Consider the following 15,708-nt stretch of genomic DNA (forward strand, 5'->3'; position numbering starts at 1 on the left):
TCCCGCAGGCATAATTGGCCCGAAACAAACGTAGGAGCGAGCGCAGCTCGCGATGCGCCGCGCGGGCGGCGCTCGATCTCACAGGCTCCCCAAATGCCATGCCATGATACGCAAGACGGCATGGATGGGATCGCTTACAGCGCCACGAATGCGGATGGTCAATGGTCGGGTTTCTCACCCGATGCAAAAGAATCGAAGGCCGATGAGTTCAAACTTTTGAATCAGAAAGAGACCGAGACCTCGTTCATTTGCCGATACGAGAGCAAGGACGAAGGCATCAGCCTGGCATTGAAAAAAATGATGCGCTGAGGCGCGGCCGTCCTTGTCATGGGATCTCAGATTTCATGACCGGGACGGTGTGCTGCACTAGCAACCATGATTGCGCTCGAACACATCAGTGCCCATCGCCTTGATCTGCCCCTCGATCAACGCCTCGAACGGCCGCAGCAGCTCATCGAAACTGGCTGGCTGCTCCAGCACGTTCAACGCCTGCACCACGGCCTCGATGGTCGACACCGCCCCCGGCTCCGGGGCCTTGCGCAGGCGATAGCGCGATGGTGTCACCTCAGCCAGGGTCACGCGGGGCAGAGCATCAAGCAGCGGATTCAAATACAGCAATTTGCGCGCCTTGCGCCAGGTGCCGTCGGGGACGATCAACAGGTATGGCCTATCGTCGGTTTCGCAATAGGCAGCCAGCGCTTGAGCCTGCTCGCCAGGGAACAACAGCACAGGGCGATAACCCGGCGTCGCCAGCAGCTCGGCCAGATCATCGAACACCTCCCCAACCCGCAGTTCGGCATTGACCAGGCCCAAGGCGGCCAGGCGCGCGGTATTCAATGCGTGGGCGGTTTCACTGGGGTGCTGCAGCAGGAGCACACGGGTGCGGCTGCCAAGGTTGGGGATCAGTGGGCAAAGACAATGGTCGAGCGGGCGCTGGCAGCGATCGCAGCGGGGTCTGGGCATGGGGTTCTCCGTTGACGGAGTATTTTGCCATATGCCGTGATTTTGGGCCCGCTTGGCGGGCCAAGGGCCTCAGCGGTTAAAACGCTCCGCCAGGCTATGCAGGTACTCGGCCATCCGCTCCAGATCCTGGCTGATTTCGGCCCCCTGTTTGGCCTGCCCCGCCGTCTGGTCGCACAGATGAGCTATACGCACGATCTGCTGATTGATGTCCTCAGCTACATGGCTCTGCTGCTCAGAGGCGGTAGCCATCTGCTGGCTCATGCCGGTGATGCGGCTCACCGCCTGGGCGATGCCGGTCAGCGCCGCCTGCACGGCCTCAACGCTGTGCACGCTGTCTCGGGAAATCTGCTCGCCTCGGCTGGCCGTGCTGACCGCCCGCTCGGCCCCGGCGCGCAACGAGGCGATGATCTGGTGAATCTCGTCGGTGGACGAGCGCGTACGCTGCGCCAACGAGCGCACTTCGTCTGCCACTACCGCGAAGCCCCTACCCTGCTCCCCGGCTCGGGCTGCTTCGATGGCGGCATTGAGCGCCAGCAGGTTGGTCTGTTCGGCAATCGAGGTGATCACATCGACCACGCTGCCGATCGACTGGGTCTGCTGAGCCAGGGCATTGACCGCCTGGCCGATGTCGCTGACTGCTTCACTCATGCTCCCCATGGCTTTGAGACTCTGCTGGGCCAGTTCGCTGCCATGCTGGGCCAGCTGATCGGCATCACCGGCAGCATGGGCAGTGCTCTGCACATTCACGGTCACTTGCGCAATGGTCGCTGCCATTTGCGCAATGGCAGTGGCCGACTGGTCGGTTTCACTGCGTTGGCGGTCGAGCATCTGAGCCTGGGCATCGGACAAGTCGGCCGACTGAGCGGCCCGCGATTTGACCCCAATGCCAGCATCCACCAGGCGAGTAAGCGCGGTTTGCAAACGCGCCTCCTCGCTGATGATCGCCAGGTCCAACTGGCCACGCAGGCCGCTGTTGTCGCTGTAGGTCAGGGCCACCAGTGGGCTGGTGAAGGCTTTGGGGTGCTCGGCAAGAGTGCGGCGGATCGCTCGGTTCTGTTGCTGTTCGAGTACGCACCAGGCCACTAGCATGCTTGCCATCAGCACCGCCAAAGCCCCGTAGGGCGGCAGCCACAGATAGGCCGCCGCCGACACCAGGCCAGCCCCGAGCAGAGGCCAACCATGCCCCAGTACGTAGCCCAGGCGAGCCGCCGCCGGAACCGCCGACTTGCCCCCGCGCAGGCGCGCATAGAGCGCTTGGGCGCGGCGGATCTGCTCGCGGCTTGGCACGGAGCGGACTGACTCGTAACCGCTGATGCGGCCATTTTCATAAATCGCCGTGACGTAGGCGCTTACCCAGTAGAAATCGCCATTTTTAGCCCGGTTCTTGACCACCCCCATCCACGGCTTGCCTTGCCTGATGGTTTCCCACATATGGGCGAACACGGCAGCGGGCATGTCCGGATGACGCACCAGATTATGCGGCTGCCCAACCAACTCTTCGTAGGTGAAGCCGCTGATCGCCACAAAGGCGTCGTTGCAATAGGTGATGCGGCTGTCCAGGTCCGTGGTCGAGATCAGGCGCTGTTCGCTGGGGAAGGTTCTTTCGTGCTCAGTAACGGGCATATTCATCCGCATCTCAAACGGTCCTTTCAAGATGAGTGGATCATCAACGCGCTTTATTTATTTAGCAGAGCGCTAGCAAGTTAGCGGTCAACTTTTGAAGGACATGAGTAGCACTCGAAAAATTTATCCAGAACGCACCCGTCATCCTGCGTAGAGCTGGCTTTTGAGCAGGTCACGGAACGTCTGAATCAGCGGTTCGCGACTACGGCCTCGGCGGATGATCAAAGAGAATGGCGCCTGATAGCCGAAAGTCGCAGGCGATAGCACTCGAAGATCACCCTTGTCGGCCCATGCTTGCGCATAATGTTCGGGCAGATAACCAATATAAGCCCCGGACAGGATCAGAATCAGCTGCGCCTCCATACTTTCCACGGTCGCGGCACTGTGTTTGAAACCGTGCCGAGCCAGCTCCGCCTGGCTCCAATAACCGCGCCCGACCATGCGTTGCTGGGTCACCACTTGCTCCGGGATGCGCCGTTCGGCAAACAACGGGTGGCGGCTGCTGCAATACAGCCAGTGCTGCTCGCGGTAGAGCGGTTGATAAAGCAGGCCGCTCATACGCGAGGAGAATGCGCCGATGGCCAGATCCAAGCGGTTGTCCTGCACCCCGAGCTGCAACTCGTAAGGGCTGGAAACCGACAGGTGCAAATGCACAGCGGGGTGTTCCTGGCTATAGGCACCGATGACCTCGGCCAAGGGTAGCGCGCGATCACCGACGGTCGAGTCGATCACCCCCAGGTTCAGAGTGCCGCGCAACTCGCCCTTGAGCGCAGCGGCGTACTGCTCGAAGCCGTCCAGTTCAGCCAGCAGGCGCAAGGTTTCCTGGTGAAACAGTTCACCTTTGCTGGTCAGGCTGAAACCGCCCCGGCCACGGTGACACAGTACAAGCCCCAAGGCCCCTTCGAGCTGGCTCATGTAGGTGCTGATGGCCGAGGTGGACAGATTCAGCTCGCGCTGGGCATTGGCGAAGCCCTGATGGCGCACCACGCTGACGAAGATGCGTAGCAGTTTCAGGTCGGGCAAGGTCGAGGCCATGGTGCAACAGTTCCGCAGCAGTATTTGCGGGAAGTCTAACCGCTGCGACCGGCGTTAGTTCAGAAATTCCTGAAGTAAGTATTTGCCGGTAGCGATTTTTCCTACGCACTACCTTGCGCAGACTTGGCCGAAACGTCCCTGCCCGCCAAGCATTGAGCCCTTGAAGGCGCGCGGCGGAACAGGTTCGAACAAACACAACAATCGACCGACTGATGAGGCCCACCGTGGACAAAGTTTTGCATCAACCACTGGGCGGCAACGAAATGCCGCGTTTCGGCGGCATCGCCACCATGCTGCGTCTGCCACACCTGCAAAGTGCCGAAGGCCTGGACGCCGCGTTCATCGGCGTGCCATTGGACATCGGCACCTCGCTGCGCTCCGGCACCCGTTTCGGCCCGCGGCAGATCCGCGCCGAATCGGTGATGATCCGCCCCTACAACATGGCTACAGGCGCTGCCCCGTTCGACTCGCTGTCGGTGGCCGACATCGGCGATGTGGCTATCAACACGTTCAATCTGCTCGACGCCGTACGCATCATCGAAGAGGCCTACGACGAGATCCTCGAACACAACATCATCCCGATGACCTTGGGTGGCGACCACACCATCACCCTGCCGATCCTGCGTGCCCTGCACAAGAAGCACGGCAAGATTGGCCTGGTACACATCGATGCCCATGCCGACGTCAACGACCATATGTTCGGCGAGAAGATCGCCCACGGCACCACCTTCCGCCGCGCCGTGGAAGAAGGCCTGCTCGATTGCGACCGCGTCGTGCAGATCGGCCTGCGTGCCCAGGGTTACACCGCCGACGATTTCAACTGGAGCCGCCGCCAGGGCTTTCGTGTCGTGCAGGCCGAAGAGTGCTGGCACAAGTCGCTTGAGCCGCTGATGGCCGAAGTGCGCGAGAAAGTCGGTGGTGGCCCGGTGTACCTGTCGTTCGACATCGACGGCATCGACCCGGCATGGGCGCCTGGCACCGGTACCCCGGAAATCGGCGGCTTGACCACCATTCAGGCGATGGAGATCATTCGCGGCTGCCACGGCCTGGACCTGATCGGCTGTGACCTGGTTGAAGTCTCCCCGCCTTACGACACCACCGGCAACACCTCGCTGCTCGGCGCCAACCTGCTGTTCGAAATGCTCTGCGTGCTGCCAGGCGTAGTGCGCCGCTGATACCGCTGAACCCCGGCAGGAGCCATGAGGGAGGGCCATAGAGGCCCGCCAACACAAGACAAAACCGCCGGGCGCCACAACGCGCCCGAGTGGTCGATCTCGCCATAATAAAGATAATCGGGAGACCCCCAATGGCCTTGGACATCATTGTTGTAATGATCTATACCGTCGGCATGCTCGGGCTGGGCTGGTACGGCATGCGGCGCGCGAAAACCCACGAAGACTACCTTGTGGCCGGGCGCAACCTCGGCCCTACCTTGTACATGGGGACCATGGCCACAACCGTATTGGGTGGTGCATCCACCGTCGGTACCGTTCGGCTGGGCTACGTGCATGGCATCTCTGGCTTCTGGCTGTGTGCGGCTCTGGGCCTGGGCATCATCGCCCTGAACCTGTTCCTGGCCAAACCACTGCTGCGCCTGAAGATCTTCACCGTCACCCAGGTGCTGGAACGCCGTTACAACCCTATGGCCCGCCAGGCCAGTGCGGCAATCATGTTGGCCTATGCGCTGATGATCGGGGTGACCTCGACCCTGGCCATGGCCACCGTCCTGCAAGTGCTGCTTGATGTGCCGTTCTGGGTGTCGCTATTGCTCGGCGGCGGCGTTGTAGTGGTTTACTCGACCATCGGCGGCATGTGGTCGCTCACCCTCACCGACATCGTCCAGTTCGTGATCAAGACCGTGGGCCTGATGTTCATCCTGCTGCCCATCTGCCTCTACAAGGCCGGCGGCTGGGATACCTTGGTGGCCAAACTCCCGGCGGCGAGCTTCAGCTGGACCACCATCGGCTGGGACACCATCATCACCTACTTCCTGATCTACTTCTTCGGCATCCTGATCGGCCAGGACATCTGGCAGCGGGTTTTCACTGCCCGTGACGCGAAGGTCTGCCAGCGCGCCGGCACCACTGCCGGTATGTACTGCGTGCTGTACGGGCTGGCATGCGCCCTGATCGGCATGTGCGCCCACGTACTGATGCCTGACCTTGCCAACCCGAACAACGCCTTCGCTGAGATGATCAAAGGGCAACTGCCCGAAGGCATCCGTGGCCTGCTGATGGCGGCAGCCCTGGCAGCGATGATGTCCACCGCCAGTGCCGGCCTGTTGGCAGCCTCGACCACCCTGACCGAAGACCTGTTGCCCAAGCTACGTGGCGGCAAGCAGTCCAGCCTGGGCGTCAGCCGCCTGTTCACCCTGCTCACAGGCCTAGCGGTGCTGGGCATCGCCATGGCAGTGAACGATGTGATCAGCGCCCTGACCTTGGCCTACAACCTGCTGGTCGGCGGCATGCTGATCCCGTTGATCGGTGCGATTTTCTGGAAGCGTGCGACCACCGCAGGCGCCATTGCCAGCATGTCGCTGGGCTTTGCCACCGCGCTGTTGTTCATGTTCAAGGACGGGCTGGATGCCAATACGCCGATCTACTACAGCTTGGTGGTTGGCTTGGTGAGCTTCGTGCTGGTGAGCGTGCTGTCGCGCAAACCGGTGGGTGAAGTAAAGCTGGCCTAATGGGCTAGCCTGCAGCGGCCTCTTCGCGGCCAAGCTCGCACCCTCGCGGATATCACGGCTTTGCAAGCCTGTGGGCCTGCTGTGCAGGGTTAGCCGCGAACGGGCCAATGATGCCCAAGCAGATGCAGCAGAAACAAAAAGGCCGCAGCACCCATCCAGGTACTGCGGCCTTTTTTGCATCTCAGCGACGGCGCGGCTGGCGCTTGCGCTGCTCTTCATCAGTCGGGATCGGCACCGGCTGCAAGGGTGGTGGAATCAGCCCCAAGGCGACGCCCAGGTCGTGGAGCCAGTTGAACATTTGGTTTCTCATAATGCCCCCTTGACGGGTCAGCCTCACGGCAATTCAATCCTGCGATGTTTCATACAGATCATAGTCCGATGCTCTGTACTACGCATGCCCTTATTCTTACAGATATGGCCTAGTTTGACGCGGATCAAGCGGAAACGGCGCATTCCGACGACTGGCTAATCGTTTCCCTTTGTTGCAAATCAATCCAAGCCTGCAAATTCGCCCCGCACATGCCTTGGCGCCACATCAACCAGGTTTGCGCATGATCGAACGGCGCCTGCAAGCGGTGCGCTTTGACCTGATCGCGCCCAGGCAGGCTATCTAACATCGACTGCGCCATCAGGGCCACCCCAGCGCCGGCAATCACGCAGGCCAGCATGCTTTGATAAGACTCGATTTCCATTACCCGCCCCATGGGCGTGTGCTCATGGGCATACCAGGCTTCCAAACGCATACGGTAGGAACAGCCTTGGCGGAACGTGAACACCGCTTTGCCAGCCACGTCCTTGGCACTGCGCACCTCTGCATGCTGAGGACAGGTAATCAACACCAACACCTCATCGCACAAACGCACGCCGTCCAGCCCTGCCAAGCGAGGTGGGCCGTCCACCAGTGCCGCATCCAAGCGATTGCTGAGTAGGCCTTCGAGCAATTCGCCACTGGGCGCTGCCCGCACCTGCAGATTCACGGCAGGGTATTGCTGGTGGTAACGCGCCAACAAGGGGGGCAAGTGAATGGCAGCTGTGCTGTACATGGTGCCGAGGACGAAATCGCCAGCCGGTTGACCGCCCTGCACTGCTGCCACGGCCTCCTCGCGTAATGCCCAAAGGCGGTGGGTGAAATCCAGCAGTACCTTACCCGCTGGGGATAGCTGCAAGCGCTGGCGCTCGCGCACGAACAGCTCCACACCCAGCTGCTCCTCCAACTGCCGCAGGCGTGTCGACAGGTTTGACGGCACGCGGTGCAGACGCTCGGCAGCACGCGTGACCGAACCCTCCTCGGCCACGGCCTGGAAGATGCGTAGTTGACTGAACTCCAAGGCATTCTCCAAAAATGAACAACTTCATCATCATTATTCAATTTTATTGAAACCGCAATCGACTTTAAGCTTCCATCCATCGCATTCATCACACACGGAGGGAGCTCATGTCGCCGCTCTTACAACTACTGGCCAGTGCCGTGGCGCTGATGATGGCAATGGGGATCGGTCGCTTCGCCCTCACACCGCAATTGCCGCAATTGATCGCTGAAGGGCAGTTCGACCTAACCGCTGCCGGGCTGATCGCTGCAGCCAACTACCTGGGCTACCTGCTGGGAGCCTTGGACGGCATGCGCGCGCGGGGCCCACGTCAAGTGCAATTGCGGCTTCATGGTGGGCTGTGGATGTGCGTGCTGCTGACCTTCGCCTCGTGGGCGGCAGAGGGTTTCTGGAGCCATGTCCTGTTGCGCTTTGGCACAGGCGTGGCCAGTGCATGGGTGCTGGTCATGATCACCAGCCTCAGCCAGCAAGTGGCCAATGCTTATCAGCGTCAGCGCCTCGGGGCACTGGTATTCGCAGGCCCCGGATTGGGTATTGCCTTGACCGGCTTACTGGCACTGGTTGCGCACTCGCTGGCATTGGGCTCGGCAGCCCTTTGGCTGATCTATGCGGTGGCGGCGCTGGTCATGCTGCTGCTCCTGCGCCCTTGGCTGCCCCGCGCCCTGCAGGCTACTGCAGTACCCACCGCCTCGTACTCAAGCGCAAACCGCCGTGTCGGCGTAGGCCGGCTAGGATTGGTATACGCCTTGTACGGCGTCGGTTACATCTTGCCCGCTACCTTCCTTTCACAGATGGCTGATCAGCAGTTTGCTGGCAACTGGATGGCTGACCTGTTCTGGCCTGCGTTCGGGATAGCTGCAGCCCTAGGCGTGGTATTGGTAAGCCTGCGCAAGAGGGGCCGCACATCATCTTGGCTGACAGCCATGCTATGGCTGCAAGCGTTGGGGGTCTTGGCGTGCCTTGTGGGCGGTGCTACGGGCCTGGCACTGGGTGTGGTGCTCTGCGGCGGCCCCTTCCTTGCGTGCATGCAGCTGGTGATGCAGCGCTCGCGGGAATTGGCTCCCCATGCCACCCAACGCAACGCGGGGCTGTTGACCGCATGTTTCGCCCTCGGACAATTGAGTGGCCCGCTGTTGGCCGCGCTGAGCAATCACTACAGCGGGAGCCTGCAGCCAGCACTGGCACTGGCTGCATCTGGGCTGGGGCTAGCCGGGGTGTTGGTGTTGAGCAAGGGCTCATGCGCCATACATTGCGAGGTGGCAACCCGAGCCTGAGGATCAGCGTCGGCCCTTTCGTGGGTAAAAGCACAAGGGCTGCACAGGTATTGAGGTGATCCCCAATCGGCGGGAGCAACTGGCTTGGCCAGCCTCTTCGCGGCTGAAGCCGCTCCCACCGATTGGTGCTTTGCTCAATGCATCCGCGAGCTACTTGAGAGCGACGTTAACCAGGACAGGGCCGAGACTGGCAAACCTCAACCGACAAGCTTGCGCAGTTGCTGCTTCACCCAAGGCTCCGCACTCACCAGCACTACGCCCAGCAGTACCATCACCGCCCCCAACACAAAATTCACACTCAAAGGCTCACCCAGCACTACCACCCCGAATGTGACTCCGAACAGTGGGGTAATGAACGAAAATACCGCCAGGTTGGAGGCCAAGTATTTGCGCAATAGCCAGAACCAGGTCAGGTAGCTGACGAACGACACCACAATACCTTGGAACAATACGCTACCCACTGCCAGCGGGGTCAGTGTCACATCCCCAATCTGCCCACTGACCAGAGCGATCAGCAATAACCCGGCAAAACCCACCGCCAATTGGTAGAACAACGTCAGGGTTGCCGGCGCCTCTGAAAGCCGTGAGCCCCGTACCACCACGGTAGTGGCGCCCCAGGCCAGCCCGGCAAGGACTCCCAAAGCATCGCCAAGCAGCGTGCGCCCATCCATCTGGGTGAATGACATGCCGCCGGCAAAGGCCATCGCGATGCCGGCAAACGCCAGCAGGATGCCCAGCCACTGCAACAGGCGCAATCGTTCGCTCGGCAACATGAAGTGCAAGCCCAACGCCGTGAAGACGGGCGCGGTATACAGGAAGACCGACATATGCGCTGCCGATGTCAGCTTCAGACCTTCGGCGATGAACAGAAACTCCAGGCCGAATAGGCCACCGGCCAACAGGCCACCGCGCCAGGTACGGCCTACCTGCTCCCAGCCGCCGCGCCAGCACATCATCAGGCCAACCAGAACCCCCGCAATGCCGTTGCGCAGGGCAGCCTGCATCACCGGGGCGATATCGACGGCCGCCGTTTTGATCAACACTTGCTGGCAACCCCAAATCAGGCAAAGGCCCAGCATTACCTGGAAGGCAAAGGCGTCAGGGTTCTTACGGGCCGCGCTCATGGGCGGGCCTTCAGGTCAGATGCTGGCATGGGCGGCGGCTCGGCAGTGTTGGTAAGAACTCCCGATTATCCTGGTACCGCCGCCCTTCTGGCCAGCCCTAGATGGCGCCCCCGGCTATTTGTGCCTTCGACGCCACATGGTCGAAAGTCGCGACCTCGAGCGCATCGGCCTGATCGTCCAACACCTGCCGTGGGTGCTCGAAGCCAGGGATACTGCTGTCGATCAGGCTCAACAGACGCGAGCCCCGTGCGGTCAGCACGAAATTCTCGCCATTGCCGCCCTCCTCCTGCGGCCGGCTCTCGATATAGCCACGCTCGAACAACAACTTCTCATATTGGCAAGCGCGCGTTTTGAGGTGATCCAGATCACTCACCGCCTGCCCCTTGGCAGCCAGCGCTGCGGCGTGCTGCTCGGCATAAGGGCGCGGGGTGAAGCTTTGACCGGCGCCGTTCTGCACTTCGTGCAACAACCGCTCGATCAGGTCCCAGTCATAGGTGCTGCTCATGGAAATGGCCTCCTGCTGTGGACGAAAGGGTGCACAGCTTGGGACCTGTAGCCAGGCATGAGTGTTCAGAAAAGCTTGGGGTTGCGCAGGTGCCGGACATGGCAGTGCTCTTGAGCACTGTGAACCTACTCGGCACTGGCGATGGTGAAAGGGACGACTGCCTGTCGAAAAGCACCTCCCAAGAAACCGTCGGTCGTTGCTACTGAACCTAATTCCACCCAGGCACCTCCACCGGGCATCACACTCGCCGGAGGTATAGGGATGAAACCGCTGCTGAACATCGCCTGTGCAAGCGCATTGTGCTGCGCACTGCCCGCCTGGGCCTGCACGCCCGAGCAGGCGACACAAAAACGCGAAGAGCTGGCTGGGTTGGTCAGCCACTTGACCGAACAGAATCCGCAGAAAGCCAAGCAGATCAATGACGAGCTCCAGGGGATGGAGCTTGGGACGGCGAGCAAAGACTTGCCCGACAAATGCCAATTGATCGACAAGCGGATCGAAGAGCTAAAAAAAGCAGAGAAAAAAGCGTAACTGTCTCTTTTGGCATCCTCGCAGTGCCGCGCCACGAGGATGCCAGACAATGCTGGACTCTTATTCAGCCGCAGGCTTGCGCTTTTTCAGCGGCGCGAGGCCGTCAGCGCTTGCCAAGGGTGCGGTAGCACGAGGCTTGGCAGTCGGCTTGCGCTTGGCAGCGGCTTTTTTCTCGCCAGACTTCTTCTCGACCTTTTTCTTCTTGGTGCCGGCTGCCTTACCCGAAGCCTTGACCTTCTTAGGCCCGTTATAGGTGCCCTTCACTTCCTTGATGACCCGGCGCTCGAACTGCTGCTTGAGGTAGCGCTCGATGCTGGACATCAAGTTCCAATCATTGTGGGTGATCAGCGAGATGGCCAGGCCTTCGCCACCGGCACGGCCGGTACGGCCCACACGGTGCACGTACTCGTCGCCACTGCGCGGCATGTCGAAGTTGATCACCAGGTCCAGGCCGTCGATATCCAGGCCACGGGCCGCCACGTCGGTGGCCACCAGCACCTTGGAGCTACCCTGCTTGAAGCGCTCGATGGCCAGCTTGCGATCCTTCTGGTCCTTCTCGCCATGCAGCACGAAAGCTTTGACGTCCTTGGCCACCAAGTGGCCATAGATGCGGTCGGCCAAGGCCCGGGTGTTGGTGAAGATGATCGCCTTGTCGAAGGTTTCGTTGGCCAGCAGCCACTGCACGATCTGCTCTTTGTGCTGGTCATGGTCGGCGGTGATGATCTGCTGACGAGTGCCTTCGGCCAGTTGCGAGACGCTGTTGAGCATCAGGTGCTCAGGGTCTTTGAGCACCTTACCGATGATGTCGCGCAACGCCGCACCACCGGTGGTCGCGGAGAACAGCAGGGTCTGCTCGCGGTTCTCGCACTCTTTGCACAGGCGCTCCATGTCTTCGGCGAAGCCCATGTCGAGCATACGGTCGGCTTCGTCGAGGATCATTACTTGCACATGGGACAGGTCAAGGTTACCGGCATTGAGGTGCTCGAGCAGCCGGCCCGGGGTGCCGATCAGCACGTCGGGCACCTTGCGCAGCATGGCGGCCTGTTCCTTGAAGTCTTCACCGCCGGTAACCAGGCCCGACTTGATGTAGGTGAACTGGGAGAACAGCTGAACCTGCTTGAGGGTCTGCTGGGCCAGCTCGCGGGTCGGCAGCAGAATCAGCGAGCGGATCTCTACGCGCCCGCCTTTGAGGTCCACCAGGCGGTTGAGCAGCGGCAGCACGAATGCTGCGGTCTTGCCGCTGCCAGTCTGCGCAGTGACGCGCAGGTCGCGCCCTTGCAGGGCCAGAGGAATGGCCGCCGCCTGCACCGGGGTCGGCTCGACAAATTTAAGCTCGGCCACGGCTTTAAGCAGGCGTTCGTGCAGGGCGAATTGGGAGAACACGGAGGTAACCTCAGGCAAGTGCGGGAAATTCAGTTGCATAGGGTAACGTTTTCTGCCGCCTTAGCCGAATTTCTTTTGGCAACTTTGTCGGCTTCCGCGCTCTAATAGCCCCTCGTTTCACTGCAATAGACAGGTTTAAAAGTTTATGGACATCCAACGCATCTGGCGTGACAGCCTCGATCTGTGGGGCACGCTCGATCAACATCCTTTGCTGCACGCCGCCATTGGCCTGGCCGTGCTGCTGGTGATTTCTCTGGTACTTGGCCGCCTGGCACGCTTTCTGGTACTGCACGGCGCACGCCTGCTGGCCCGCCAGGTCGCGCTGCGATGGCTCGACGACCTGCGCCATAACAAGGTATTTCACCGCCTGGCCCAGACCACGCCTTCGCTGGTGATCCAGTTCGGCCTCAAGCTGGTACCGGAGCTGTCCGAAACCGCCCAGCATTTTCTCGGCAACCTGGCACTGGCCTTCACCCTGCTGTTCATGACCATGGCTTTGTCGTGCTTGCTCGATGCCCTGCTGGACATCTATGCCCGCACCGAACATGCCCGCACCCGCTCGATCAAGGGTTATGTGCAACTGGCCAAGATGATGCTGTGGATCTTCGCCTCCATCGTCATCGTCGCCACCCTGATCGACCGCTCACCGTTGTTGCTGCTGTCTGGCCTGGGTGCGATGTCTGCCGTGCTGCTGTTGGTCTACAAGGACACGCTGCTATCGTTCGTCGCCAGCGTGCAGCTGACCAGCAACGACATGCTGCACGTGGGCGACTGGATCGAAATGCCCCAGGTCGGCGCCGATGGCGATGTGGTGGATATCACTTTGCATACGGTGAAGGTGCAGAACTTCGACAAGACCATCGTCTCGATCCCTACCTGGCGCCTGATGAGCGAGTCGTTTCGCAACTACCGCGGTATGCAACAGTCCGGTGGGCGACGCATCAAGCGCAGCCTGTTCATCGACGCCGCAGGGGTACGTTTTCTGACCCGCGAAGAAGAACAACGCCTGAGCCAGGTGAGCCTGCTCGGCGACTACCTGGCCGGCAAGCGCCAGGAACTGCTGGCCTGGAACGAGGCGCTGGGGCCCGTGGCGGAGCTTTCGGCCAACCGACGCAAGCTGACCAATATCGGCACCTTCCGCGCATTTGCCCTGGCGTACTTGCGTAACCACCCCGACGTACACCCGAACATGACCTGCATGGTGCGCCAGATGCAGACGACCGCCGAAGGCGTGCCGCTGGAGATCTACTGCTTCACTACCACGACGGTGTGGGCCGATTACGAGCGGATTCAGGGGGATATCTTCGATTACCTGCTGGCGGTGCTGCCGGAGTTTGGGTTGAGTCTGTATCAGCAGCCCAGTGGTAATGACATGCGCACAGGCTTGGCTGGGCGAGTTGGGCAAGAGCCGATTTCCCAGCGCTTGGAAGACCTGAGCGAGGTTTGAAATTGCCGGGGCTGCGTTGCAGCCCCTTCACAAAGCCGCTTAGAGTCGACCCTCCGGACTTCGGTTTTCAGAGGTTTTCAACATGCCCAGTTCGGCATCATCGAGCAGGGCCTTGGCCATGGCGCAGAGGTAGTGCGAGGCCCAAAGTAACTGGGGTTTATCTTCCATCAAACCGTCGATGGACAAATCGCGGGCATAGCCCATCAGTTCTGAGGCTTGCTCGCGGGCGCTTTGGCAAGGAATGCCGGGCTCAATACGAAATAGTGGATGGCTCTGGTTTTCACCTTGGTAGAAGGTGGTCTCGCCGACAGTAAACTTCGCTTCTGCGCAAGCCATTAGTTCATCTCCCTGAATTTGTAGATGCCTGGGCTGATCCTATCGCCGGCAAGTCGGGCTCCGACTAGAACAGCCCCAAGCAAAAAAATGATACGGTTTAATGCAACTTCTGCGGATACGATGGCTTTTGGACTTGTGCCAGCGCAGATTCGAGCAATCTGCGGAGGGTCTCAAGTTCGTGCATCGACGTCATCATCAATACCGAGACCGGTGATTTCGGCTGCATCAATACGGCTTGCTGAGCGACGGCTTCTGCGCATAGCGCATAGTCTGCAGCCACCAGCAGCGTGTCTTCCAGAGAGTGGAGGTTGTAGGGTGGGTCGGGGACTATCTTCAACACGGTGTAACCCTCAATTTGCGCTTGGGGACTACCGCCATTTGCTGTCAAACAAAGGGTGGCAGCTGTGCACGGGTTGACAGACCGGTCAAATTGAGAAACCCGGCGCACCCTAAGGCGCCCCATGCACAGCCGCCATTGAAGGCAAAACTGAGAATTGCAATTTGAGTCGGCCTGTCAAAGCCGGTCGTTGAATGACAACGACCGGCTGAGACTAGTGTCGAACTCAGCACCGCACAACCGCCGGCAGTATCTTTGGGAAATGCCCTACAAGAAAGGAGCAAAATCTGATTTTTTCTGCCTAAGACGTAACGGCATGTAACGTGATGGAGGCCATGGGTACTGCATTATTGCGTTGGAGGCGCGGATGACGGCGCATCTTTGCAAACCGCAGCACGTTGCGACCTGTTGTAAACTTCTGGAGGTGCTCATAGGGATAGGCTGCCTGCGCTTAGAGGTTAAGAGCAAACCTTCCCGAGTGTGGGGTGAAGGCGAAACCTGAAAATCGGTGCGCAATCCTCAGGCGGACGGGATTGCGATGACGAGCTTCGCTCCTGCGCTGGCAAAGCATCTTGCAAGAGCTCCTAGCAGCCTTCAGAGGAGATAGCATGATGCCCCCAAGCATGGCAGGAAGCGGTCTATGCGTAGCCGTACTGGGATGAGTACAGCGGCCTGGAGCACTCTAGTTTGCGCTGTGATGGCCGGTGCAGTAAGTGGCAAAATCTACGGAGACATCGGAAGCTGGGGAGGCTTGATATACAGTGAGGTTTCGGATTGAATACAGTTGAGCCTGGATGGATTGCGCTGTTGATACTGGTGCCCATCATTCTATCGATGTTCGTGCTATGTTACATCGCGCATAGATACACCGAGCACTTTGAGTCGCTTCTTCCGAACTGTACATACATAACAGGTAATAAGAAAATATTCCAACACGCAGGTTTGTTAGGAAAAATCATCCGCACGGGGTCGATCTCACTGGTGCTAACGATTCCGACAACCTTTTCGCGCAAAGGGCTAGTTGACTTGCGTGAAGTCGAACGCTTCCCCCTCAACATGAAACGATTATTGGTGAGCCTATTAGCCGTCCAACTTATGCTGCTTATCGCGCTTACCATTTTCTATTACGTCTATAA

The 15,708-nt window shown here is 59.9% G+C and carries 17 protein-coding genes; 7 read left to right on the forward strand and 10 right to left on the reverse strand.

Annotation, left to right across the window (positions count from 1 at the left end; translation table 11 throughout):
* The coding region (locus tag ACK59H_RS20940) for a hypothetical protein (RefSeq protein ID WP_409264869.1) at positions 1–309 on the forward strand (309 nt) is incomplete at its 5' end.
* 57 nt (positions 310–366) lie between these two features.
* Here ACK59H_RS20940 and ACK59H_RS20945 read toward each other — a convergent pair.
* The 3 genes from ACK59H_RS20945 to ACK59H_RS20955 form a co-directional block, all read right to left on the reverse strand.
* Positions 367–963, reverse strand: a complete 597-nt coding sequence (locus ACK59H_RS20945; protein WP_060479831.1) for a DTW domain-containing protein — start codon at positions 961–963, stop codon at positions 367–369.
* A 69-nt stretch (positions 964–1,032) separates the two neighbouring features.
* Complete coding sequence (locus ACK59H_RS20950) at positions 1,033–2,598, reverse strand: methyl-accepting chemotaxis protein (RefSeq protein WP_409264870.1); 1,566 nt, start codon at positions 2,596–2,598, stop codon at positions 1,033–1,035.
* A gap of 129 nt (positions 2,599–2,727) precedes the next feature.
* Positions 2,728–3,621, reverse strand: coding sequence for a LysR family transcriptional regulator (locus tag ACK59H_RS20955; protein WP_060479829.1), 894 nt, complete (start codon positions 3,619–3,621; stop codon positions 2,728–2,730).
* Between the two features lie 224 nt (positions 3,622–3,845).
* On the opposite strand from ACK59H_RS20955, the gene speB reads away from it, so the two are divergent.
* Both speB and ACK59H_RS20965 read left to right on the forward strand, forming a co-directional pair.
* Entirely contained in the window at positions 3,846–4,796 is a 951-nt protein-coding gene (gene speB / locus ACK59H_RS20960; RefSeq protein ID WP_060479828.1) for an agmatinase, read from the forward strand.
* Positions 4,797–4,927: 131 nt separating this feature from the next.
* Positions 4,928–6,307, forward strand: coding sequence for a sodium:solute symporter (locus ACK59H_RS20965; protein WP_060479827.1), 1,380 nt, complete (start codon positions 4,928–4,930; stop codon positions 6,305–6,307).
* A gap of 181 nt (positions 6,308–6,488) precedes the next feature.
* Here the strand turns inward: ACK59H_RS20965 and ACK59H_RS20970 are convergent, their stop codons facing one another.
* Both ACK59H_RS20970 and ptrR read right to left on the reverse strand, forming a co-directional pair.
* On the reverse strand, positions 6,489–6,617 hold the full coding sequence (locus ACK59H_RS20970; protein ID WP_288442230.1) for a PA1414 family protein: 129 nt from the start codon (positions 6,615–6,617) through the stop codon (positions 6,489–6,491).
* Between the two features lie 124 nt (positions 6,618–6,741).
* The gene (gene ptrR / locus ACK59H_RS20975) at positions 6,742–7,635 is read right to left on the reverse strand and encodes a putrescine utilization regulator PtrR (protein ID WP_060479826.1); all 894 of its coding nucleotides are present in this window, start codon (positions 7,633–7,635) and stop codon (positions 6,742–6,744) included.
* A 107-nt stretch (positions 7,636–7,742) separates the two neighbouring features.
* Here ptrR and ACK59H_RS20980 point away from each other — a divergent pair, with 107 nt between their 5' ends.
* On the forward strand, positions 7,743–8,909 hold the full coding sequence (locus tag ACK59H_RS20980) for an MFS transporter (protein WP_060479825.1): 1,167 nt from the start codon (positions 7,743–7,745) through the stop codon (positions 8,907–8,909).
* A 197-nt stretch (positions 8,910–9,106) separates the two neighbouring features.
* Here the strand turns inward: ACK59H_RS20980 and ACK59H_RS20985 are convergent, their stop codons facing one another.
* Complete coding sequence (locus ACK59H_RS20985; protein WP_060479824.1) at positions 9,107–10,033, reverse strand: DMT family transporter; 927 nt, start codon at positions 10,031–10,033, stop codon at positions 9,107–9,109.
* Between the two features lie 97 nt (positions 10,034–10,130).
* Positions 10,131–10,538, reverse strand: a complete 408-nt coding sequence (locus tag ACK59H_RS20990; RefSeq protein WP_060479823.1) for a hypothetical protein — start codon at positions 10,536–10,538, stop codon at positions 10,131–10,133.
* 261 nt (positions 10,539–10,799) lie between these two features.
* Here ACK59H_RS20990 and ACK59H_RS20995 point away from each other — a divergent pair, with 261 nt between their 5' ends.
* The gene (locus ACK59H_RS20995) at positions 10,800–11,069 is read left to right on the forward strand and encodes a hypothetical protein (protein ID WP_060479822.1); all 270 of its coding nucleotides are present in this window, start codon (positions 10,800–10,802) and stop codon (positions 11,067–11,069) included.
* A gap of 60 nt (positions 11,070–11,129) precedes the next feature.
* Here the strand turns inward: ACK59H_RS20995 and ACK59H_RS21000 are convergent, their stop codons facing one another.
* Complete coding sequence (locus tag ACK59H_RS21000; protein WP_060479821.1) at positions 11,130–12,491, reverse strand: DEAD/DEAH box helicase; 1,362 nt, start codon at positions 12,489–12,491, stop codon at positions 11,130–11,132.
* 106 nt (positions 12,492–12,597) lie between these two features.
* Here ACK59H_RS21000 and ACK59H_RS21005 point away from each other — a divergent pair, with 106 nt between their 5' ends.
* Positions 12,598–13,899, forward strand: a complete 1,302-nt coding sequence (locus ACK59H_RS21005) for a mechanosensitive ion channel family protein (protein WP_060479820.1) — start codon at positions 12,598–12,600, stop codon at positions 13,897–13,899.
* A 39-nt stretch (positions 13,900–13,938) separates the two neighbouring features.
* Here the strand turns inward: ACK59H_RS21005 and ACK59H_RS21010 are convergent, their stop codons facing one another.
* Together ACK59H_RS21010 and ACK59H_RS21015 are read right to left on the reverse strand one after the other, a co-directional pair.
* On the reverse strand, positions 13,939–14,235 hold the full coding sequence (locus tag ACK59H_RS21010) for a DUF3077 domain-containing protein (RefSeq protein WP_060479819.1): 297 nt from the start codon (positions 14,233–14,235) through the stop codon (positions 13,939–13,941).
* Positions 14,236–14,332: 97 nt separating this feature from the next.
* The gene (locus ACK59H_RS21015) at positions 14,333–14,575 is read right to left on the reverse strand and encodes a hypothetical protein (RefSeq protein WP_060479836.1); all 243 of its coding nucleotides are present in this window, start codon (positions 14,573–14,575) and stop codon (positions 14,333–14,335) included.
* Positions 14,576–15,346: 771 nt separating this feature from the next.
* Between ACK59H_RS21015 and ACK59H_RS21020 the strand changes: the two genes are divergently transcribed.
* Positions 15,347–15,708, forward strand: a 362-nt coding sequence (locus ACK59H_RS21020) for a hypothetical protein (RefSeq protein WP_409264872.1), incomplete at its 3' end; no start/stop codon positions are given.

This window comes from Pseudomonas sp. KCJK9000 (assembly GCF_046230725.1).
GTDB lineage: Bacteria > Pseudomonadota > Gammaproteobacteria > Pseudomonadales > Pseudomonadaceae > Aquipseudomonas > Aquipseudomonas promysalinigenes.

Excerpts from the sequence above, each read along its gene's own strand:
- ACK59H_RS20995 (WP_060479822.1), top strand. The coding sequence starts at position 10,800 with ATGAAACCGCTGCTGAACATCGCCTGTGCAAGCGCATTGTGCTGCGCA.
- ACK59H_RS20985 (WP_060479824.1), bottom strand. The coding sequence starts at position 10,033 with ATGAGCGCGGCCCGTAAGAACCCTGACGCCTTTGCCTTCCAGGTAATG.
- ACK59H_RS20970 (WP_288442230.1), bottom strand. The coding sequence starts at position 6,617 with ATGAGAAACCAAATGTTCAACTGGCTCCACGACCTGGGCGTCGCCTTG.
- ACK59H_RS20945 (WP_060479831.1), bottom strand. The coding sequence starts at position 963 with ATGCCCAGACCCCGCTGCGATCGCTGCCAGCGCCCGCTCGACCATTGT.
- ACK59H_RS20980 (WP_060479825.1), top strand. The coding sequence starts at position 7,743 with ATGTCGCCGCTCTTACAACTACTGGCCAGTGCCGTGGCGCTGATGATG.
- ACK59H_RS21000 (WP_060479821.1), bottom strand. The coding sequence starts at position 12,491 with ATGCAACTGAATTTCCCGCACTTGCCTGAGGTTACCTCCGTGTTCTCC.
- ACK59H_RS21010 (WP_060479819.1), bottom strand. The coding sequence starts at position 14,235 with ATGGCTTGCGCAGAAGCGAAGTTTACTGTCGGCGAGACCACCTTCTAC.
- ACK59H_RS20990 (WP_060479823.1), bottom strand. The coding sequence starts at position 10,538 with ATGAGCAGCACCTATGACTGGGACCTGATCGAGCGGTTGTTGCACGAA.
- ACK59H_RS21005 (WP_060479820.1), top strand. The coding sequence starts at position 12,598 with ATGGACATCCAACGCATCTGGCGTGACAGCCTCGATCTGTGGGGCACG.
- ACK59H_RS20965 (WP_060479827.1), top strand. The coding sequence starts at position 4,928 with ATGGCCTTGGACATCATTGTTGTAATGATCTATACCGTCGGCATGCTC.
- ACK59H_RS20955 (WP_060479829.1), bottom strand. The coding sequence starts at position 3,621 with ATGGCCTCGACCTTGCCCGACCTGAAACTGCTACGCATCTTCGTCAGC.
- ACK59H_RS20950 (WP_409264870.1), bottom strand. The coding sequence starts at position 2,598 with ATGCGGATGAATATGCCCGTTACTGAGCACGAAAGAACCTTCCCCAGC.